Source organism: Escherichia sp. MOD1-EC6021, assembly GCF_002965245.1.
GTDB classification, from domain to species: domain Bacteria; phylum Pseudomonadota; class Gammaproteobacteria; order Enterobacterales; family Enterobacteriaceae; genus Escherichia; species Escherichia coli_F.
The window spans coordinates 173,820-192,223 of record NZ_PTRU01000008.1 but is presented as its reverse complement, the minus strand read 5'-3'; the positions used below and the strand labels follow the sequence as shown (position 1 = coordinate 192,223).

Here is an 18,404-nt window from a genome sequence, read left to right as displayed (position 1 = left end):
ACAGGATAAACAAAATATTGCTGCGGATCAGCTCACTAATTCAGGAAAATCTCAATCCAGTCGCTGCTTTATGCATCATTTCAGGCGTTGTGTTAGCTCACTGCTGCGCTCAATCATTTTCAATGACTCGACATCATTAAGTTGTACCAGCCCAACAAACAGTAAATCGGTAACCGAATTTTGCGCCGTGCGGGTGGACATCGACGAGCTACGCCATTCGGTTTCACCAGAAACGGTATCGAGGGTGAAATGTGCCAACCGCCGCAGCGGAGAGTCAGTCAGTGAAGTAATGGCAATCACCGTTGCCCCCTGCTTTCGCGCTGCCTCGGCGCATAGCAAAATCTCTTTTTTACTGCCGCTGTAAGAGATAGCGATTTGTACATCACCTTTTTTCAACGCCTGGGAAACGGTAGCTTGTACGTGCGTGTCGGCTTCACAGGCCACGCGATAACCAATTTTCATCAGTTTGAATGAAAGATCGCGCCCCACCAGCGACGACCCGCCCAGGCCTGTTATCTGGATAAACGGCGCTTTACTGATGACCTCAATGATTTTTTGCAGCCGCGCGTAATCGAGTAAGGCGCAGGTTTGCTCCAGTGCCAGCTCTTTTTCGCGATTCAGTTTGCGGGCAATCACTTCCAGCGAATCATCACTGGTAATCGAACTGTGCAAGTGCAGCGCCGTGGCATTCGTTTTCTCCCGGCTGGCACTGTATTCGCCAATTAACGCCATACGCAATTCAGTAAATCCTTGCGCGCCGAGCTTCTGGGCAAACTTCACAATACTCGACTGGCTGATGCCGAGCTGTTTCGCCATCTTGCGCGAAGAGACGGATTTCAGCTCACTCACTTTAGCCTGCAGAAAGTCAGCTATTTTTTGCTCGTTCTCGGTAAATTCACTTTCTGCATTGCGTATTTTCGTCAGGTACAACATCTTCCACTCTCCTGGGCTGGCAGCAAAAATTCCGCTTAAGTTCTTATGACGCTCTTCACACTCTGCGAGTGTAGACTCAATGATTCCTTTAAGTCTGTCAATTCGGGATATATGATTCCATCCATCTGCAATTATTTGATCGTAAATAGTAAGGTCACCACCGATGCAACTTGAAAAGATGATTACCGAAGGCTCGAATGCCGCTTCGGCTGAAATTGACCGCGTATCAACGCTGGAAATGTGCCGGATTATCAACAATGAAGATAAAACCGTACCACTTGCCGTTGAGCGTGTACTGCCGGATATCGCCGCAGCGATCGATGTTATCCACGCCCAGGTAAGCGGCGGCGGTCGACTGATTTACATCGGTGCGGGGACTTCCGGTCGTCTGGGTATTCTTGATGCCAGCGAATGTCCGCCGACCTACGGCGTCAAACCGGGCCTGGTGGTTGGTTTGATTGCTGGCGGTGAATATGCCATTCAGCACGCGGTGGAAGGCGCAGAAGATAGCCGGGAAGGTGGCGTTAACGATCTAAAAAATATCGGCTTAACCGCACAGGATGTGGTGGTTGGTATTGCTGCCAGCGGTCGCACACCGTATGTGATTGCCGGGCTGGAATACGCACGCCAACTCGGTTGCCGCACAGTGGGCATTTCCTGTAATCCGGGGAGCGCCGTTTCAACCACCGCTGAGTTTGCTATTACTCCGGTGGTTGGTGCCGAAGTGGTTACCGGTTCTTCGCGAATGAAAGCAGGCACAGCGCAGAAACTGGTGCTCAATATGCTCTCTACCGGGCTGATGATTAAATCCGGCAAAGTGTTCGGCAACCTGATGGTCGATGTGGTCGCCACCAACGAAAAATTGCATGTGCGCCAGGTCAATATCGTTAAAAACGCCACCGGATGTAACGCCGAACAAGCGGAAGCGGCGTTAATTGCTTGCGAGCGCAACTGTAAAACGGCCATTGTGATGGTGCTGAAAAATCTCGATGCCGCAGAAGCAAAAAAACGCCTGGATCAACACGGCGGCTTTATTCGTCAGGTTTTAGACAAGGAATAACCCATGGCCAAAGAGATCAGCAGTGAACTTCTGAACACCATCCTTACCCGTGTCGGCGGACCGGGGAATATCGCCAGTTGTGGTAACTGTATGACGCGCCTGCGTCTGGGTGTACATGACAGTTCACTGGTTGATCCCAATATCAAAACGCTGGAAGGCGTGAAGGGCGTCATTTTGACCAGCGATCAGGTACAGGTCGTTTTTGGACCAGGTAAAGCGCATCGTGCCGCCAAAGCGATGAGCGAACTGCTGGGCGAAGCCCCGGTACAGGATGCCGCAGAAATCGCCGCTCAGAATAAACGCCAGTTAAAAGCCAAACAGACCTCCGGCGTGCAACAGTTTCTTGCCAAATTCGCCACTATCTTCACGCCGCTGATCCCCGGTTTTATTGCTGCGGGTCTGTTGCTGGGGATAGCGACGTTAATTGCCACCGTGATGCACGTTCCGGCAGATGCTCAGGGAACGCTACCCGATGCGCTGAATTTTATGAAGGTGTTCAGCAAAGGTTTGTTCACTTTCCTGGTGATTCTGGTGGGCTATAACGCTGCCCAGGCATTTGGCGGCACGGGCGTCAATGGCGCAATCATCGCCGCGCTCTTTTTGCTCGGTTATAACCCTGCTGCCACCACCGGTTACTACGCCGGTTTTCACGATTTCTTCGGTCTGCCCATCGATCCGCGTGGCAATATTATCGGCGTGTTGATTGCCGCCTGGGCCTGCGCCCGCATCGAAGGCATGGTGCGCCGCTTTATGCCAGACGATCTCGACATGCTGTTGACCTCGTTAATCACTCTGCTGATCACCGCCACACTGGCGTATTTGATCATTATGCCGCTGGGTGGCTGGTTATTCGAAGGCATGTCGTGGCTGTTTATGCACCTGAACAGTAATCCGCTCGGTTGTGCAGTTTTAGCAGGGCTATTCCTGATCGCCGTGGTGTTTGGCGTGCATCAAGGCTTTATTCCTGTTTACCTGGCGTTAATGGACAGCCAGGGATTCAACAGCCTGTTCCCCATCCTTTCAATGGCAGGCGCGGGCCAGGTGGGCGCGGCGCTGGCACTCTACTGGCGGGCGCAACCGCATAGTGCATTACGCAGTCAGGTCCGCGGGGCAATTATTCCCGGTCTGCTGGGCGTTGGCGAACCGTTAATTTACGGCGTCACCCTACCCCGCATGAAACCATTTGTTACCGCCTGTTTAGGCGGCGCGGCGGGCGGTTTGTTTATCGGCCTGATAGCCTGGTGGGGCCTGCCGATGGGCTTAAACAGCGCCTTTGGGCCGTCTGGCCTAGTGGCGCTGCCGCTGATGACATCCGCGCAAGGCATCCTTCCGGCAATGGCGGTTTACGCTGGCGGGATTCTGGTGGCATGGGTTTGTGGGTTTATTTTCACCACACTCTTTGGCTGCCGTAACGTCAATCTGGACTGATTATGAAACGGACAATGCTCTATTTTTCTCTGCTGGCTGTCAGCTGTAGCGTCAGCGCCGCAGAATACCCTGTTCTGACAGAAAGTTCGCCAGAGAAAGCAGGGTTTAACGTCGAACGGCTTAATCAGATGGATCGCTGGATAAGCCAGCAAGTTGATGATGGTTATCCCGGCGTAAACCTGCTGATTATAAAAGATAATCAGATTGTGTATCGCAAAGCCTGGTGCGCGGCGAAAAAGTACGATGGCAGCGTGTTAATGAAGCAGCCAGTAAAAGCAACCACCGAGACGCTGTATGACCTGGCCTCAAACACAAAAATGTACGCCACTAACTTCGCCCTACAAAAGCTAATGAGCGAAGGCAAACTACATCCTGACGATCTGATTGCGAAATATATTCCGGGATTTGCCGACAGTCCAAATGACACCATCAAAGGCAAAAACACGCTGCGGATTTCTGATCTGCTGCATCACAGCGGCGGTTTCCCGGCAGATCCGCAATATCCGAATAAAGCGGTCGCGGGCGCGTTATATTCCCAGGATAAAGGCCAGACGCTGGAAATGATCAAGCGCACGCCGCTGGAATATCAGCCCGGCAGCAAACATATCTACAGCGATGTCGATTATATGCTGCTTGGATTTATCGTCGAGTCAGTTACTGGTCAGCCGCTTGACCGCTATGTTGAAGAGTCGATTTATCGCCCGCTCGGCCTGACGCATACGGTGTTTAATCCGCTGCTGAAAGGCTTTAAACCACAGCAAATTGCCGCCACGGAACTGAACGGCAATACCCGCGATGGCGTGATTCACTTCCCGAATATCCGCACCTCCACTCTCTGGGGCCAGGTGCACGATGAAAAAGCCTTTTATTCGATGGGCGGCGTTTCCGGGCATGCAGGTTTGTTTTCCAATACCGGCGATATTGCGGTGTTAATGCAAACAATGCTGAACGGCGGCGGCTATGGCGATGTGACGCTGTTCAGTGCGGAAACGGTGAAGATGTTCACCACCAGCTCAAAGGAAGACGCCACTTTTGGCCTCGGCTGGCGCCTGAATGGTAATGCCACCATGACGCCGACGTTTGGCACGTTGGCAAGCCCGCAAACCTACGGTCACACTGGCTGGACCGGGACGGTGACCGTTATCGATCCGGTGAATCATATGGCGATTGTGATGTTAAGCAACAAGCCACATTCACCAGTTGCCGATCCACAAAAAAATCCCAATATGTTCGAAAGCGGTCAGCTACCGATTGCAACTTATGGTTGGGTGGTTGATCAGGTGTATGCGGCGTTAAAGCAGTAATAAAAAGGCCAGTCAGTTGTGATACTGGCTGGCCTTTCATCATCGAATCAGAAGCGCTTACAGTGCCATCAGTTTGTCCAGTGACGGCGCGAAATAATAGCCGCCAGTGACTGGTTTGGTGAAACGCAACATCGCATCACGCTTACCATCGGTATCGCCAAACATACTCAGCAGTTGCTGCTCAATGTTATGTAAACGCGCGCAGTAGGCACAGAAATACAGACCGTGCGTGCCGCTGGCAGTGCCGTATGGCAGGCTCTGGCGAACAATCTTCAGTCCTTTGCCATCTTCTTTCAGATCAACACGGGTCAGGTGAGAAGTTTCCGGACGCTCATCGCCGTCAATCTCTTCGTTAGCCTCTTTGGTACGCCCGATCATCATCTCCTGATCGTGAACGCTCATCCGGTTGAGTTGCTTCAGGTTGTGCTCCCAACGCTGCACAAATACATAGCTGCCGCCTGCATCCACGCCGTCTTTGATAACCGCCACTTCGCGACGCGTCTCTTCACCCGCCGGGTTTTCTGTACCGTCAACAAAGCCGCTCAGATCACGCTCTTCAACCCAACGAAAGCCGTGGATCTCTTCTTTCACTTCAATGCAGTCACCAAAGGCTTCCATTGCCGCCTGAGCGACAGAGAAGTTTACGTCATGACGCAGAGAAAGAATGTGGATCAACACATCGAACTGGGTCGTCGGCGCAAGGCCTTTACCGTAGCCCGGAAAATCTTTCAGCTCTTCGGCCCCAACGCCGCCGCTCAGAGTACGCCAGGTGTTGTTACCAAAGGCAACTACCGCACCAAGATGCGCGTCCGGGAATTTCGCTTCAAAAGTTGCCAGTTTGTCGGCAAATGTTTTACTGGCCGCACGCAGGGCGTCAACTTCCCCTTTAACGTTGGCTTCGATCCAAATCGCCGCGCGGCAATGTTCTGGCAAAATGCCACTCTGAACCTGAGACATTGTTCCTCCTGAAAATAAGAATGCCACGCAATCCGTGGCATTGTTGGGCGCTATTTTACGTGTTTTTTTGCGGCGGCGGTTTGTTCAGACGCAAATTAACGCCGCCAGATAATTTTACTGACTTTCCAGTTTTTCAGGGTATCGTCCGAAGGCATTAACCCTTCCGGACCACTCCATTCCCCGCTGAACTGGTAGCTAATATGTTGACTGCCTTCGGCTTTACATTCGACGGCACGATTATCATCACCATCAGCTTTTTGGCAATTGCCAAATGCTTTGCTGTAAAGGTCGCTAAACGGTGTACCGATTTTAACACCGGTGTCAGCAGGAATATCGCTATCCAGCACATCAATGCGGCTGATCGTGCCCTGATCGCCGTTAATTACCATCGCCACGTTGTCGCCTTTCATCACTTCAAAAAAGCGCACCACGTTGCCGTTCGCGGTTTTCATTCCGCTGCGCAGGCGATAATCACCATCAAGCGCATCGGCAATAGCTTGTTCTTGCAGTGGTGTGGACGCCGTTAATTCACCCACGCCCTGCTCGCTCACTTTGGTGGACGACCCAAACCAGTTCCACGGATTAGCGGCAGACCAGTTAACTGACGACATCGTTGAACAGCCGGTCAGCATCAACGGCATAGCGCATAACATTAAACGCAGCGATTTCATGTCACTTCCTTTGGTTATTCAATAACGTTGCTTGGAGTGCGAATTTGCAAAAAAGTGCCGTTATTCTTTCTCAACCACAAAACAAGCGCGTAAACGTCGATTGGTCAAAAGCCAAATTAACGCCACAATATCCGCCACTACCAGCGCCAGACCGATACCGCTAACGGATTCACCGTTCAGCCACAACCACGGTTGCCAGCAAAGCAAAACAAGCTGCGCCAACAGCAACAGAAAATAGAGTACATACCAGATGCGAGGAAACGTAGCCCGCCGACCGCTCAACAAAAACGCCAGCACCGCAGGAATGCCAGGAATTAACCCCAGCCAGAAATTATCGTGATCGGGATAAAACAGATTCAACAGCGCAGTACCCTGCTCACGCGACGCACCGGCAATGACAAACAGCACCCAGGTTCGCGCCTGAAGCAATAGCACAAGCCAGAAGAGAAAAGGTAAACGCAGGCGTCCGTGCGCATCATAATGGGCAGGATGAAACTCAGTACTCTTCATCTTCAATCAAACGCTTACCCAGACTCAGCACGTCGGCGTGTTCATATCCAAGGCGTTCATACATTCCGAGCACCATGTCGTTATCTTCCGGCACATTGATCTGAATTTTCGGGCAGCCGCGAGCAATCAGCTTTTTCTCCAACCGATTAAGCAACGCATTAGCAATCCCACGCCCACGAAACTCAGGATGCACGCCAAGATAATAAGCGGATCCGCGATGCCCGTCATAACCGCCCAGCACCGTTCCGACCACTTCACCGTTCACCTCAGCGACCAGAAACAAACTGACGTCATGGTTCATCTTACGCTCGATGTCCATTTCCGGATCGTTCCACGGACGCAGCAAGTCGCAACGCTCCCAAAGGGTGATGACCTCTTCGAAATCTTCCTGGCGAAATACGCGTATCTCCATGGTATTGGTTACCTTTTTGCGGGTTAAAAGGCTGATTATGGCGTGAACGGTCGAATTAGCCAATATCTGACGAAAATCGGTTGAAAAAGTGGCATAATGGGGAGTTGTCAACTATTGAAATGAAAAGTAAAACAATTCTCAACAGCAAACGGTCGTAACGGATTACGCGATACGATATAACATCTGGAACTTTATTATTACAACTCAGGCCGTATGAGCACTTTTAAACCACTAAAAACACTCACTTCGCGCCGCCAGGTGCTGAAAGCCGGATTGGCTGCCCTGACGTTGTCAGGAATGTCGCAAGCCATCGCCAAAGAAGAACCTTTAAAAACCAGTAACGGACACAGTAAGCCGAAAGCCAAAAAAAGCGGCGGCAAACGTGTCGTTGTTCTCGATCCAGGCCACGGCGGAATTGATACCGGAGCGATTGGTCGCAATGGATCGAAAGAAAAACATGTGGTGCTGGCGATTGCCAAAAACGTCCGTTCCATATTGCGTAATCATGGCATTGATGCGCGTTTAACGCGTTCTGGCGATACGTTTATCCCGCTGTACGATCGCGTTGAAATCGCCCATAAACATGGCGCTGACCTGTTTATGTCAATTCACGCCGACGGCTTTACTAACCCGAAAGCTGCCGGTGCTTCGGTATTTGCTCTCTCTAACCGCGGCGCAAGTAGCGCAATGGCGAAATACCTGTCTGAACGCGAAAACCGCGCTGATGAAGTTGCCGGTAAAAAAGCGACTGACAAGGATCACCTATTGCAGCAAGTGCTGTTTGATCTGGTGCAAACCGATACCATTAAAAACAGCCTGACGCTTGGCTCGCATATTCTGAAAAAGATTAAGCCGGTGCATAAACTGCACAGCCGCAACACCGAACAAGCCGCGTTTGTGGTGTTGAAATCGCCGTCGGTTCCTTCGGTGCTGGTGGAAACCTCATTTATCACCAACCCGGAAGAAGAGCGGCTGTTAGGCACGGCGGCATTTCGCCAGAAAATCGCCACAGCCATTGCCGAAGGCGTGATCAGTTATTTTCACTGGTTTGACAACCAGAAAGCACACTCGAGAAAGCGGTAAGTGATGAAACCCGACGCACACCAGGTTAAACAGTTCCTGCTCAACCTTCAGGATACAATTTGTCAGCAGCTGAGCGCCGTCGATGGCGCAGAGTTTGTCGAAGATAGCTGGCAGCGCGAAGCTGGCGGCGGCGGACGTAGCCGGGTGTTACGTAATGGTGGTGTTTTCGAACAGGCGGGCGTCAACTTTTCACATGTCCACGGTGAGGCGATGCCTGCTTCCGCCACTGCTCATCGCCCGGAACTTGCCGGACGCAGTTTCGAAGCGATGGGCGTTTCGCTGGTAGTGCATCCGCATAATCCGTACGTTCCCACCAGCCACGCGAATGTGCGCTTTTTTATTGCCGAAAAACCGGGTGCCGATCCCGTCTGGTGGTTTGGCGGTGGATTCGACTTAACCCCTTTCTATGGCTTTGAAGACGATGCTATTCACTGGCACCGCACCGCCCGTGACCTGTGCCTGCCATTTGGCGAAGACGTTTATCCGCGTTACAAAAAGTGGTGCGACGAATACTTCTACCTCAAACATCGTAACGAACAACGCGGTATTGGCGGGCTGTTCTTTGATGACCTGAACACGCCAGACTTTGATCACTGTTTCGCCTTTATGCAGGCGGTAGGTCAAGGCTACACTGACGCTTATTTACCGATTGTTGAACGACGCAAAGCGATGGAATACGGCGAGCGCGAGCGCAATTTCCAGCTCTACCGTCGCGGTCGCTATGTCGAGTTCAACCTGGTCTGGGATCGCGGAACGCTGTTTGGCCTGCAAACTGGCGGGCGCACCGAGTCTATCCTGATGTCAATGCCGCCACTGGTACGCTGGGAGTATGATTATCAACCGGAAGCAGGCAGCCCGGAAGCGGCGTTGAGTGAGTTTATTAAGGTCAGGGATTGGGTTTAGCGGACGCGAATTGCAACTCGAAATACTACGAGAATAAATAATAATGAAAACCACCCTCCCCCTCATCGCCAGCATCTCTGTTGATGAACAGAAAAACAGATTGATCGAATGCTTCCGGGAATATTGGGGCGTACAGCAGATTAACGACCGCCATGACAACATTGCACTCCGCGTAGGCAAAGGTAAACATGGTTGCCACTTTATCTGGTCAGAAAAAAATATCGATATTCATTATTACTGTGACCGTGAAATGTCGCCTCAGGAATGGTCAAAGATCGTGACGGTGATGACCGTCGCGCTGGATACCCCCATACCGCCCTATTATCTTGATAGAGATGAGAAAAGACATCGCACCACTTTGCGGAAAACACATCGCCGGGGAGACAATAGTATTGGATGTTTTATCTACCCCTACAAAGAAGAGGCAAATGGTGGGTGGGATTATAATGTTGAAAGTCTTTTCATTTACGAATGCGATTTCACGATACTGGCGGCAGGCATTAAGGCGTGCTATCCGCTCAATAATGGTGAACGCGCGTTTGATTATACGAGCTGGAATGAATTTACCGTTGCTGAATGTGAGAGAATAATTTCGTCCTGGCTGGATGCAGGGCAAGAAAATGAGAGCTACACGCCATTCATTCAATACGTGGTTGAATGGATGCAGCCCCTTATGCGGGAATATGACACGATTATGATTGAAGGTAATCTCTAATCCTGGCCTGCCCTGAACAGCTCTTCCAGTTCATCATCCGTCATCTTACCCAACCACTGCTCGCCGCTGCCGACAGTCATCTCCGCCAGCGCTTTTTTATTTCTGATCATGTCGTTGATCCGCTCTTCAAACGTCTCACGGGTCAACAGGCGATGCACCTGCACATTACGCTGCTGGCCGATGCGATAGGCGCGGTCGGTGGCCTGCGCTTCCACCGCCGGGTTCCACCATAAATCGTAATGAATCACCTGGCTGGCGGCGGTCAGGTTCAGCCCCGTACCACCAGCTTTCAGCGACAGAATAAAGTGGCGTACAGAACGGTCATTTTGAAAACGTTCGACCTGCTCATCGCGCTTTTTGCGGCTTAAGCCGCCGTGTAAAAACAGGGGTTGTTCGCCATAACGCGCGGTAAGCCAGCTTTGCAGTAGTTCGCCCATCTCTTTGAACTGGGTAAAAATCAGCACCTTTTCTGTTGTCTCTTCAATGCTGTCCAGAAGATCCAATAACAGTTGCGCCTTGCCAGAAAGCGCCGCATCCATCTGCTTATTTTTCAGATAGTGCGCCGGATGGTTACAGACCTGCTTCAACGCCATAATCATTTGCAGCACCAGACCCTGACGCTGGAAGGCATCAGACTCCCCACGGATCACCTGCATCCCTTCGCGCACGACGGACGCATAAATTGCCGCCTGTTTAGTTGCCAGTTCACAGAAACGGTCGGTTTCAATTTTTTCGGGCAGATCGCTGATGATGGTTTTGTCCGATTTCAGCCGACGCAGCAAAAATGGCGCGGTTATGCGGCGAAAACGTTCAGCAACCTGTTGATTACGATCCATCTGGATCGGTTTCTCAATCTCCGAAATAAACGTTTTTAGCGGCCCCAGATAGCCACGCAGAGCAAAGTCCATAATGCTCCAGTATTCTGCAAGACGGTTTTCCACCGGCGTACCGCTTAGAGCAATAAACGCATCGGCAGGAATTGATTTTGCAGCCTTCGTCTGTGCCGAGGCCGGATTTTTTAGATTTTGTGCCTCATCCGCCGCCACCAGACGCCAGTGCTGTTTCTTTAACGTTGCGGCATCGCTACGCACCACGCCGTAAGTGGTGAGCAGGATATCCGGCATCTCATCGGGCAACGCGCGCTTGCCGCCGTGGTATATCGCCGTCGTTAACGTTGGGGCGAAACGGGCGATTTCTCGTTGCCAGTTAGTCAACAAGGTGGTCGGCATGATAATCAGCACCTTACGCTCCGCCAGCGCGCCTGTCTCTTTTTGATGCTGAATGGCAGCGATAAGCTGAAGCGTTTTCCCGAGGCCCATATCATCGGCCAGGATGCCGCCGATCCCCAGCGCCAGGTTATGCGTCAGCCAGGCAAAACCCGTTTGCTGATAGGGCCGCAGCGTGGCGTTAAGAGAAACGGGCTGAGAGGGCATACCAACCGAGGTCAATTGCCGAAGTTGCTCACGGGCCGCGCTATCCAGCATAATCGGCGTGCCTGCGTACTCACCGGACAACGCCGTCTGCGTTAGCGCCATGCCTTTAATGTCCGGTGGATTTAACAGCTTATTGCGCAGTCGGGCGATTTCGTCAGGGTCAAGATAGATAAACTGTTCTTTGAAGCGGACAATCCCTTCGGCACTGTCAATGAGCGTTTCAAATTCAGTAACCGTCAGTTGCCTGTCTCCCAACGCAATGCGCCAGTCAAAATCGAACAGATTTCCCAGTTGAAACCCGCTGCTGCCTCCCGCGCCGGAGGATGATTTCACCTGCATGCTGAGTCTGGGGCGTAATATTTTATCCAGCGCTTTCGGCAGCAACGCCTGAATGCCCAGCATGCGAATAACGGGCAACGCGGTAAAGAGAAAATCCGGCAACGTTTGTGCGGTGAGGCGCAGCGCCTGCCGCCCTCCGGCACGCAGATACTCACACAACGGAGGGTAGAATTCCGCCAACATCGCCAGCGTTTGCAGGACGGCCATCCGTGTATTTTCGTAGCATTTTTGCCGCAGAATATCCGCCAGCATCACTGGCGCGGGCTGGTCCGTTATTTTCACCGCCAGATGCAGCGCAAAGTCTTCCCCGGCTTCATCCAGCATAATCACTGGCGGCTGCTCGCGATGCACCAGCGTCAGGCGCGACAGCCATTGTGCGATACTGGCGGCGCTGGCGCTTTCCCGTCGCGAGTCAAATGTCACCCGCCCGGTGAGGAAAAAGAGCTTGTCATATGGCGTATCGCCTTTCTTCAGGGGAACCGACTGTACCAACCGATCAAGCATCAGCGAGCACAAGGTTATAACCTGCCGCTTGCCGGTAAGCGCCCAATCGTTAAAAGAGATCAACCCGTCCGGCAATTGTCGGGCGACCTGTTCGAGCAAATTATCGACCGTTACATCCAGCGTAGCTGGAAGCCAGCGAACCAGCGTCTCACTTTCACAGGAAAAAACCTGTGGCATAACTGCGCCTTTCGCCAGCAGATGAACAGCGAATTGCCAGGCCAGGTGTAAACCTGCGACGGAAGGTTGCAACATCTGCAAGCGTCGCGGGGTCAAATTTTTCAGCTCCCCCAGCAGCGTGGAGAGATCTTTAAGATGCGTAATACCCTGCACGCAACAACGGTAATCCCCGTCAATTCTGAGCATCGGGGATTCGGTTGCTCCCAGCTCCCACTACATCTGGCTCTCTGATTCAGGAACAATTTTTTGCAATTGCTCCCCATAACGAACAAGGCGTGCCAGTTGTTGGCTGTAAACCTGATGAAAATCACCAAAGGGGTAAAAAACCGGATTATCGGGCAACAGTCGCAACAGATCGTGGTGTAAAGCAGGGATCAGGGTAAAATCCAGCCCCTGATTCGCTTTTTCCTCATGAACAAAAGGTTGATTTGCGAATAGCGCTGACAGCGAGGGGGGAGTGATAAAGATCTTTTTGTCGATGTCCATTCCACGCTGGCGCAATGCGGTCGGCAAATCCAGACCATGTAGCGCAAAAACCAGAAACGGATCGCTGTCGATCTGGCGACTGATCAGATAAATCACTGCGGCCAGATGTTTACAGGGCACGGCCCAGTCGGGGCAGTTGCAATCCATATGAAGATCTTTCCAGCTCGCGGGGAAAATCTTGATATTCGTCTCATTCGCCAGATCCAGCACCGTTGGCGAAAGTTCGCGATTTAATAACTGCGAGATAATCAGCGGATCGTTGACCAGCGCATCCAGCAGGCGTTCTTTTTCCTGCCCGGAAAACGGTGGAACGGTAATTTCAACCGTATAAATGTACGATCCCCGCACTTGCGCACGGATGTGACCGTCCTTGATATCAAGCTTTTGTACCGCCCCTTTAATCGCGTAGGTACGACCGCGCGGTAAGCGGTTGTCGGCATCAATATGCGTCAGCGCGTTTAACCACTGCTGACCCCACCAACTCAGTCCATAAGTCTGGATCGCCATATCAGGCTAACCTCTTCAGTTTTCGGCGGGTTAAATTTATTAGATAATCTCGTGGAGCAGTATTATCCAACGTAATCACATGCATGGAGCAACCTCCAATGAGCGAACGCCTCGCCTGTAAAAACCCTGATTGCTCAAACCGTATTCTGCCGGAAACCGCTGCGCGTACTGACGGATACTGTATGCCCTGCGTTCAGACCCAACAGCAACGTGAACACAATGAATATATAAGGAAAAACAAAAAGATCGTGAATGTGTTTGCAGGGTTAAGCGATCCGGTTGCTATGCTGAAATTAGTTCACCAGCCGCGAAAATTCGATGCGTTAATCGACTGGACTCCCTGCCCCGTTCCCACAGATGCCCTGTATCAACAGTTGACCGCCGATCAAGCGCAGCAAATGGCTGATTACGCCACAGAACGCTTTGCATCTGGTGAATATAAACTCGCTCAGGAGATTTGGCTTTGTCTGGCAGCATTTACCCAGGCCAATCTGGATGCGTATTTCAGAGAATGGATATCTTACGATGATTTGGACAATGATTCTTATATGCCTTTCCACCGCGCCCCCACAGATGTACGCGACAGGCTGTTAGAACGGGTTGAGGTTGATGCAGAAAACAGAAATTTTATTCTGCAATGTCTGGCATGGATTGGGGATGACGTTGTTGTTGAACGTTTTGCCTACTGGCGCAATAACCCGCCGCTGTGGCGCAGTTCACTTTACATCGCGCCTGAAGAATATGCGCATGAGGCCGGTTGGGAGTTAACCGCTGAAGATCAAAGGCGTAATCTCTATTTTCCTCAATGTTTTCATCTGGAGATGAAAAACACCGGGTGTTGCGAAGCTTTGCGTGTTGTTGATGAACGCAGCGATACCTGTCCAAATTGCGCATTGCCCCTAACAAATCTTTTCGACGTTGACCTGAAGGCAACGGGTCTTAGCGATAACGGCAGTTTTCGCGTCGTGACTTGCGAATGTTGCACCGCCTACAGCACCATTTTCGGCTACATGGACTCAAAGGGTAACGCTCATTTGTCTGCAAAAAATATCCCGCCTGCCTGGCTGCCGGATGATGTATCGGAATGGCGTCGACTCCCTGTAAACAGCATGAGACAGGGAAACCTTAGGTCACCGTTATTTGCCGCAGACCCATTTTTACCTGTCTCTTTCTCGCAACTTGGCGGGCATCCAACCTGGATTCAGGACGCGGAATATCCTCTCTGTCCGCAATGTTCCCACACAATGATGTTTCTTGCGCAACTGGATTATGCCGATATTGAACAATATGGCGAAGGGATGATTTACGCGTTTATCTGCCCGGAGTGCCGGACAACAGCGACGTCTTATCAGCAATCTTAGAAATTATTTTGCGCCAGTTTGCTCACGGGAGCATTTAAAAATGTTAGACACATCACATAAAGAAAGTAAATGGCACCCTCATCTGGATATGAGTTTTTTGGGATGTGTGCTGGCATTTGCTATAGAAGTTTATTTTGAAGAACACATTTTTATTCCCCACGGTGGAGGAGCAAGTTTCGGATTGATAGCACTCATCGTTATTAATTTTATGACTATCCCGGTAGTGATCGTGGTAACAACACTATTTTGCTATTTATTTAAAATTTCGCGAAAGCGCGTCAATTGTATGTTGGTATTCCTGCTGGCGTGTATTTTGACAATTGTCGGTTTGTTTATCGCCTATCCCGTTGGGCAATAAAACACATAGCAATTCAACGTAATTTGTAACTTCACTATGGACCGGATCAAACACCATCCTCATCCGGCCCTCACCCTCACTCCAGTTCCTGCATCCGCTGATGCAGCGTCAGTGAAGGCTTTTCTGCAAACAATTGCTGATAATCCGTGGCAAACTGCCCAAGATGCCAGAATCCCCACTGCATGGCGGCGTCTTTTACCGTCATACTTTGCGACCACGGGCTAATCAGTTCACGGCGCACGGCGTTCAGGCGAATGCGTTTCAGCCACGCATTCGGACCAATGCCTAAAATAGCGTGAAATGCGTTTTGCAAGGTGCGGCGACTGACGTGCAGTTGATTACACAAATCCAGCACCGTCACCGGTTCGGACATGTTTTCCAGCACATATTCACGGGCGCGGGAAAGCAACCGACGGTAACTCTGATGACTGATGCTTTCCACCGTCACCATTGGCTGCGCTTCTTCCAGCATCGCCCCCATCGCCATTAGCAAATTATCCCCCAGCACTTTTCGCACTGCAGGCTGATGGAGATTTTCCGGGCTCTCGCAAAACGTCGCCAGCGCCTGTTGGACAAACCCCCACAGCGCGACCTTATGCTGCTCTTTCACTTCCAGCGCCGACTGGCTACGCAGCATATGTAATACCCGATCCGGATTATGCAAAAAGTTAGCCTGCCGGGTGATGACATCTTCAGAAAGCACCACACCAAGGATCGTGTAATCGTCCGGCGTACTTAATTCAAACTCGGTGCCGCCAGGGCGCGTCGCAATTTCTGCGCTTCCCAGACATTGCGAACCGATAAATCCCTGCTCACCGCGCGTCGCCGGAATGCCAAACCAGAACGAGTTCGGCCAGACCAGGCACGACTGACGCAGCGCCAGCCCCGTGTATTCACGGAAAACCTGAATATCATCGAGCAGAATTTCCGTAAATTCACCATGAAATTTGCCCGGATGCAGCTGATCGTAAATCTGCTGCCAGGCGGTAATCGTCAAAGCATGTTCATAGACATCCGTTGTTTGCCGTTGATGAACATTATCCACTTCGACCTTCGGCGTGAGCTTCAGGTTTTCGGGTAAGGGTTCATGATAAAGATGGTGCAAATTGGCTGTACGGGTCTTTTTCATGATGTTAATGCCGGGTGTTGTAGGACACCCGGCACCTCCGACAGGTTAATGGGGCTTGAGACGATAACGACTACTGCGTTTACGTAACGTCCCGGCAGAAAAGAGCTGTTCGAGCGCATTTCTGGCTTTTTCCAGCGGCCAGCCAAAGTGGGCAGCCACTTCTCCTGCCGTCATTCCCTGACGTACTGATGTTAACAGCGCCAACAACTCGTCAGCAGATTCCGCGACGATAACTGGCGCGTCGGGTTCCTTTACGGGTTGCTTCGGCTGGCGGTTAAAGCCAGTAACCAGCCACTGGGTGTCATCGTCTGGCCGACCGATCTCCTTACGGCTGATGACACGCCCGGTACGCATCGCGGCAGCACAACCTGCGTCCAGCGCCGCACGACACGCCGCCAGATCGCCTTCCACCACCAGCGTTAGGCGACCAGGGTCAAGCACTTCGTGACTGAGCAGACGAACGTTAGCTGCTTTGAGCATGGCATCAGCTGCATCTATCGCGGCGACCATGCCGTCCACTTCCAGCAATCCCAGTGCATTGATCATCGGCAACCTCCGTTACGCACGCTGGATTGGATTACGCGCGATTTCCAGCACTGCATCGGTAAAGGCGTTACAGGCTGCTTTACACGCTGCCTGGCTACCGGTTAAAAATGCCGCTGAATAATTGGTTTCTGACGGTGGCGGGACATAGGTCACCAGTTGCACGTCGGCAGATTTCAGGGCTGCATCAATGCCGTAAGTCGCTTCCAGCGGCGGTGCCACCAGATACGCCAGCGGATCGCCAAGCGTGATCCCGGCGGTTGATGAGAGATAAGAGCCGGTACGCGAAACGACATGCGCCAGGAAGGCTGTGTTTTCTGCATCATTAGCCCACTGGAAAGCAGCGCCATTTTCAATATGCGCAACCATCGCATCCAGACCGGCACGCACTTCCGCCGGGTTTGGCCCCCCGAGCATAATCAGCACTTCACCGGCAGTCGGTGACGGCCCGTGTGCAGCTCCCGCATACAGCGAGCGACCATACACGACTTCAACCATCGCCTGCTTGGTCGCTTCGTCAGCCGCAATGTAGGTGACGTCATCGGAATCAGCAGAAATCAGCCCGAGGCTACGAATATGCGGCGGCAATTTCAGTTCACGCGCAAATTCGGCGTTAACAGAGGCAATCACCCGCATGGCGGTTACCGACGGTCGAATCAAATCTAAAGCTGGCATGATGCCTCCTTATCGGGTCATGTTGATGCCGGATGCTTTCTGCTCCAGCATACGTTTCGCCAAATCCACAATGACGGCTGCGGCTTCAACCGGCGGCGTGCCGCCCTGGTGAATGTTAGAGATACAGGTACGGTCGGCCTCAACGGTGGTTGCCATACGCGGCGAGTAAACGGCGTAGCAGGAGAGACTTTCTGACTGCCCCAACCCCGGACGTTCACCCACCAGCAGGATCACCACTTTCGCGCCAAGAAGTTCGCCAATCTGATCTTCAATCTTCACCCGACCATAACGAACAAAGAATGGCGTACCGACTTTCAGCCCGGCCTGTTTCAGGCCCGCCATCAGAGGCGGCAGGATCTCTTCGTAGTTGACGGTAATAGCGTCAGTAGACAGACCATCGGAAATAACCACCTGTACGTCCGGATTGGCAACACACTGCGCTTTCAGCGCTTCAACAGCCTCTGCACACAAGCGGCGGCCCATATCCGGGCGAGTCAGATAGAGATTTTTGTCGCTAATTTCAGAGCGGACTTCCAGCAAGCCCTGCGCTTTCACCCACTCTTCCGGCACTTCTTTCAGTACGGTATCTTTCGAACGAGAGTGATCGGCCAGGAAACGCAGCAACGCCTGGGTACGCGGACGCGGACCGGCACGACCGGTACAGACGCGAGCCACGGTGCTGCGGCGCAGTTCTGTTAATACGTCTGCGCGATGCGGGTTTTCAACGCCAATCCACGCTTTTGCTTCCGCGGAACCTAAATCCAGCGCGCAGCTTTCCGAGGTCACCGGTGCTGCACAGGTGGTAGTGGCGCATTTTGCTTCTGACGGCGCGGGGGCCGCTTGTCCCATTGACGCCATCACGCTGCGTACAATTTCTTCAATCTGTTTTTGATCCATGATGTGTTATCTCCGCGTC

At 52.0% G+C, this 18,404-nt stretch carries 19 protein-coding genes; 8 read left to right on the top strand and 11 right to left on the bottom strand.

All coding sequences use genetic code 11. The annotated features are described in order from the left end of the window. Nucleotides 1-75: 75 nt before the first annotated feature. The gene (murR, locus tag BEB54_RS11945; RefSeq protein WP_105277657.1) at nt 76-933 is read right to left on the bottom strand and encodes an HTH-type transcriptional regulator MurR; all 858 of its coding nucleotides are present in this window, start codon (nt 931-933) and stop codon (nt 76-78) included. A gap of 163 nt (nt 934-1,096) precedes the next feature. Between murR and murQ the strand changes: the two genes are divergently transcribed. Genes murQ through pbp4b form a run of 3 tightly spaced genes read left to right on the top strand, consistent with a single transcriptional unit; the run spans nt 1,097 to nt 4,725 of the window. Beyond that, nucleotides 1,097-1,993 (top strand): N-acetylmuramic acid 6-phosphate etherase, encoded by an 897-nt coding sequence (gene murQ, locus BEB54_RS11940; RefSeq protein ID WP_046081661.1) that lies wholly within the window; start codon nt 1,097-1,099, stop codon nt 1,991-1,993. A 3-nt stretch (nt 1,994-1,996) separates the two neighbouring features. Continuing rightward, complete coding sequence (gene murP, locus BEB54_RS11935) at nt 1,997-3,421, top strand: PTS N-acetylmuramic acid transporter subunit IIBC (protein WP_001040487.1); 1,425 nt, start codon at nt 1,997-1,999, stop codon at nt 3,419-3,421. Between the two features lie 2 nt (nt 3,422-3,423). Then, nucleotides 3,424-4,725: a penicillin binding protein PBP4B gene (pbp4b, locus tag BEB54_RS11930; protein ID WP_105277656.1), complete on the top strand. Its 1,302-nt coding sequence runs from the start codon at nt 3,424-3,426 to the stop codon at nt 4,723-4,725. A gap of 57 nt (nt 4,726-4,782) precedes the next feature. Here the strand turns inward: pbp4b and yfeX are convergent, their stop codons facing one another. From yfeX to BEB54_RS11910, 4 genes are all read right to left on the bottom strand, one after another. Further along, nucleotides 4,783-5,682, bottom strand: coding sequence for a porphyrinogen peroxidase (yfeX, locus tag BEB54_RS11925; protein WP_001305214.1), 900 nt, complete (start codon nt 5,680-5,682; stop codon nt 4,783-4,785). 95 nt (nt 5,683-5,777) lie between these two features. Next, entirely contained in the window at nt 5,778-6,353 is a 576-nt protein-coding gene (locus BEB54_RS11920; RefSeq protein WP_000838945.1) for an RpoE-regulated lipoprotein, read from the bottom strand. A 60-nt stretch (nt 6,354-6,413) separates the two neighbouring features. Continuing rightward, entirely contained in the window at nt 6,414-6,863 is a 450-nt protein-coding gene (locus BEB54_RS11915) for a DUF2919 domain-containing protein (RefSeq protein ID WP_039020930.1), read from the bottom strand. Next, on the bottom strand, nt 6,850-7,275 hold the full coding sequence (locus BEB54_RS11910) for a GNAT family acetyltransferase (RefSeq protein WP_105277655.1): 426 nt from the start codon (nt 7,273-7,275) through the stop codon (nt 6,850-6,852). The genes BEB54_RS11915 and BEB54_RS11910 overlap by 14 nt, the downstream gene beginning before the upstream one ends. Nucleotides 7,276-7,488: 213 nt before the next feature. Between BEB54_RS11910 and amiA the strand changes: the two genes are divergently transcribed. Genes amiA through BEB54_RS11895 form a run of 3 tightly spaced genes read left to right on the top strand, consistent with a single transcriptional unit; the run spans nt 7,489 to nt 9,976 of the window. Further along, nucleotides 7,489-8,358, top strand: a complete 870-nt coding sequence (gene amiA, locus BEB54_RS11905; RefSeq protein WP_000102907.1) for an N-acetylmuramoyl-L-alanine amidase AmiA — start codon at nt 7,489-7,491, stop codon at nt 8,356-8,358. Between the two features lie 3 nt (nt 8,359-8,361). Next, on the top strand, nt 8,362-9,261 hold the full coding sequence (gene hemF / locus BEB54_RS11900) for an oxygen-dependent coproporphyrinogen oxidase (protein WP_105277660.1): 900 nt from the start codon (nt 8,362-8,364) through the stop codon (nt 9,259-9,261). Nucleotides 9,262-9,304: 43 nt separating this feature from the next. Beyond that, on the top strand, nt 9,305-9,976 hold the full coding sequence (locus BEB54_RS11895; RefSeq protein ID WP_000858968.1) for a hypothetical protein: 672 nt from the start codon (nt 9,305-9,307) through the stop codon (nt 9,974-9,976). Here BEB54_RS11895 and BEB54_RS11890 read toward each other — a convergent pair. Both BEB54_RS11890 and BEB54_RS29300 read right to left on the bottom strand, forming a co-directional pair. After that, nucleotides 9,973-12,615 carry a DEAD/DEAH box helicase gene (locus BEB54_RS11890; protein WP_236474679.1) on the bottom strand — a complete coding sequence of 881 codons (2,643 nt, stop codon included), beginning with the start codon at nt 12,613-12,615 and terminating at the stop codon, nt 9,973-9,975. The genes BEB54_RS11895 and BEB54_RS11890 overlap by 4 nt on opposite strands. Nucleotides 12,616-12,642: 27 nt before the next feature. Next, complete coding sequence (locus tag BEB54_RS29300) at nt 12,643-13,422, bottom strand: SWIM zinc finger family protein (RefSeq protein ID WP_236943374.1); 780 nt, start codon at nt 13,420-13,422, stop codon at nt 12,643-12,645. A gap of 98 nt (nt 13,423-13,520) precedes the next feature. Between BEB54_RS29300 and BEB54_RS11885 the strand changes: the two genes are divergently transcribed. Further along, nucleotides 13,521-14,783: a DUF1963 domain-containing protein gene (locus BEB54_RS11885; protein ID WP_105277654.1), complete on the top strand. Its 1,263-nt coding sequence runs from the start codon at nt 13,521-13,523 to the stop codon at nt 14,781-14,783. A gap of 40 nt (nt 14,784-14,823) precedes the next feature. Continuing rightward, complete coding sequence (locus BEB54_RS11880; RefSeq protein ID WP_105277653.1) at nt 14,824-15,141, top strand: hypothetical protein; 318 nt, start codon at nt 14,824-14,826, stop codon at nt 15,139-15,141. Nucleotides 15,142-15,217: 76 nt separating this feature from the next. Here the strand turns inward: BEB54_RS11880 and eutR are convergent, their stop codons facing one another. From eutR to eutC, 4 genes are read right to left on the bottom strand one after another with little or no spacing between them, the layout of a single operon-like run. Then, nucleotides 15,218-16,270: an HTH-type transcriptional regulator EutR gene (gene eutR, locus BEB54_RS11875; protein WP_105277652.1), complete on the bottom strand. Its 1,053-nt coding sequence runs from the start codon at nt 16,268-16,270 to the stop codon at nt 15,218-15,220. Between the two features lie 45 nt (nt 16,271-16,315). Further along, nucleotides 16,316-16,816 (bottom strand): ethanolamine utilization microcompartment protein EutK, encoded by a 501-nt coding sequence (gene eutK / locus BEB54_RS11870; protein WP_001295463.1) that lies wholly within the window; start codon nt 16,814-16,816, stop codon nt 16,316-16,318. Between the two features lie 12 nt (nt 16,817-16,828). Further along, the gene (gene eutL / locus BEB54_RS11865) at nt 16,829-17,488 is read right to left on the bottom strand and encodes an ethanolamine utilization microcompartment protein EutL (RefSeq protein WP_001111034.1); all 660 of its coding nucleotides are present in this window, start codon (nt 17,486-17,488) and stop codon (nt 16,829-16,831) included. 9 nt (nt 17,489-17,497) lie between these two features. Beyond that, on the bottom strand, nt 17,498-18,385 hold the full coding sequence (gene eutC / locus BEB54_RS11860; RefSeq protein ID WP_000372324.1) for an ethanolamine ammonia-lyase subunit beta: 888 nt from the start codon (nt 18,383-18,385) through the stop codon (nt 17,498-17,500). Nucleotides 18,386-18,404: the final 19 nt, after the last annotated feature.

Excerpts from the sequence above, each read along its gene's own strand:
- amiA (WP_000102907.1), top strand. The coding sequence starts at position 7,489 with ATGAGCACTTTTAAACCACTAAAAACACTCACTTCGCGCCGCCAGGTG.
- murP (WP_001040487.1), top strand. The coding sequence starts at position 1,997 with ATGGCCAAAGAGATCAGCAGTGAACTTCTGAACACCATCCTTACCCGT.
- BEB54_RS11920 (WP_000838945.1), bottom strand. The coding sequence starts at position 6,353 with ATGAAATCGCTGCGTTTAATGTTATGCGCTATGCCGTTGATGCTGACC.
- BEB54_RS11895 (WP_000858968.1), top strand. The coding sequence starts at position 9,305 with ATGAAAACCACCCTCCCCCTCATCGCCAGCATCTCTGTTGATGAACAG.
- murR (WP_105277657.1), bottom strand. The coding sequence starts at position 933 with ATGTTGTACCTGACGAAAATACGCAATGCAGAAAGTGAATTTACCGAG.
- murQ (WP_046081661.1), top strand. The coding sequence starts at position 1,097 with ATGCAACTTGAAAAGATGATTACCGAAGGCTCGAATGCCGCTTCGGCT.
- eutL (WP_001111034.1), bottom strand. The coding sequence starts at position 17,488 with ATGCCAGCTTTAGATTTGATTCGACCGTCGGTAACCGCCATGCGGGTG.
- pbp4b (WP_105277656.1), top strand. The coding sequence starts at position 3,424 with ATGAAACGGACAATGCTCTATTTTTCTCTGCTGGCTGTCAGCTGTAGC.
- eutK (WP_001295463.1), bottom strand. The coding sequence starts at position 16,816 with ATGATCAATGCACTGGGATTGCTGGAAGTGGACGGCATGGTCGCCGCG.
- BEB54_RS11910 (WP_105277655.1), bottom strand. The coding sequence starts at position 7,275 with ATGGAGATACGCGTATTTCGCCAGGAAGATTTCGAAGAGGTCATCACC.
- BEB54_RS11880 (WP_105277653.1), top strand. The coding sequence starts at position 14,824 with ATGTTAGACACATCACATAAAGAAAGTAAATGGCACCCTCATCTGGAT.
- hemF (WP_105277660.1), top strand. The coding sequence starts at position 8,362 with ATGAAACCCGACGCACACCAGGTTAAACAGTTCCTGCTCAACCTTCAG.
- BEB54_RS11915 (WP_039020930.1), bottom strand. The coding sequence starts at position 6,863 with ATGAAGAGTACTGAGTTTCATCCTGCCCATTATGATGCGCACGGACGC.
- eutC (WP_000372324.1), bottom strand. The coding sequence starts at position 18,385 with ATGGATCAAAAACAGATTGAAGAAATTGTACGCAGCGTGATGGCGTCA.
- BEB54_RS11885 (WP_105277654.1), top strand. The coding sequence starts at position 13,521 with ATGAGCGAACGCCTCGCCTGTAAAAACCCTGATTGCTCAAACCGTATT.
- BEB54_RS11890 (WP_236474679.1), bottom strand. The coding sequence starts at position 12,615 with ATGCTCAGAATTGACGGGGATTACCGTTGTTGCGTGCAGGGTATTACG.
- yfeX (WP_001305214.1), bottom strand. The coding sequence starts at position 5,682 with ATGTCTCAGGTTCAGAGTGGCATTTTGCCAGAACATTGCCGCGCGGCG.
- BEB54_RS29300 (WP_236943374.1), bottom strand. The coding sequence starts at position 13,422 with ATGGCGATCCAGACTTATGGACTGAGTTGGTGGGGTCAGCAGTGGTTA.
- eutR (WP_105277652.1), bottom strand. The coding sequence starts at position 16,270 with ATGAAAAAGACCCGTACAGCCAATTTGCACCATCTTTATCATGAACCC.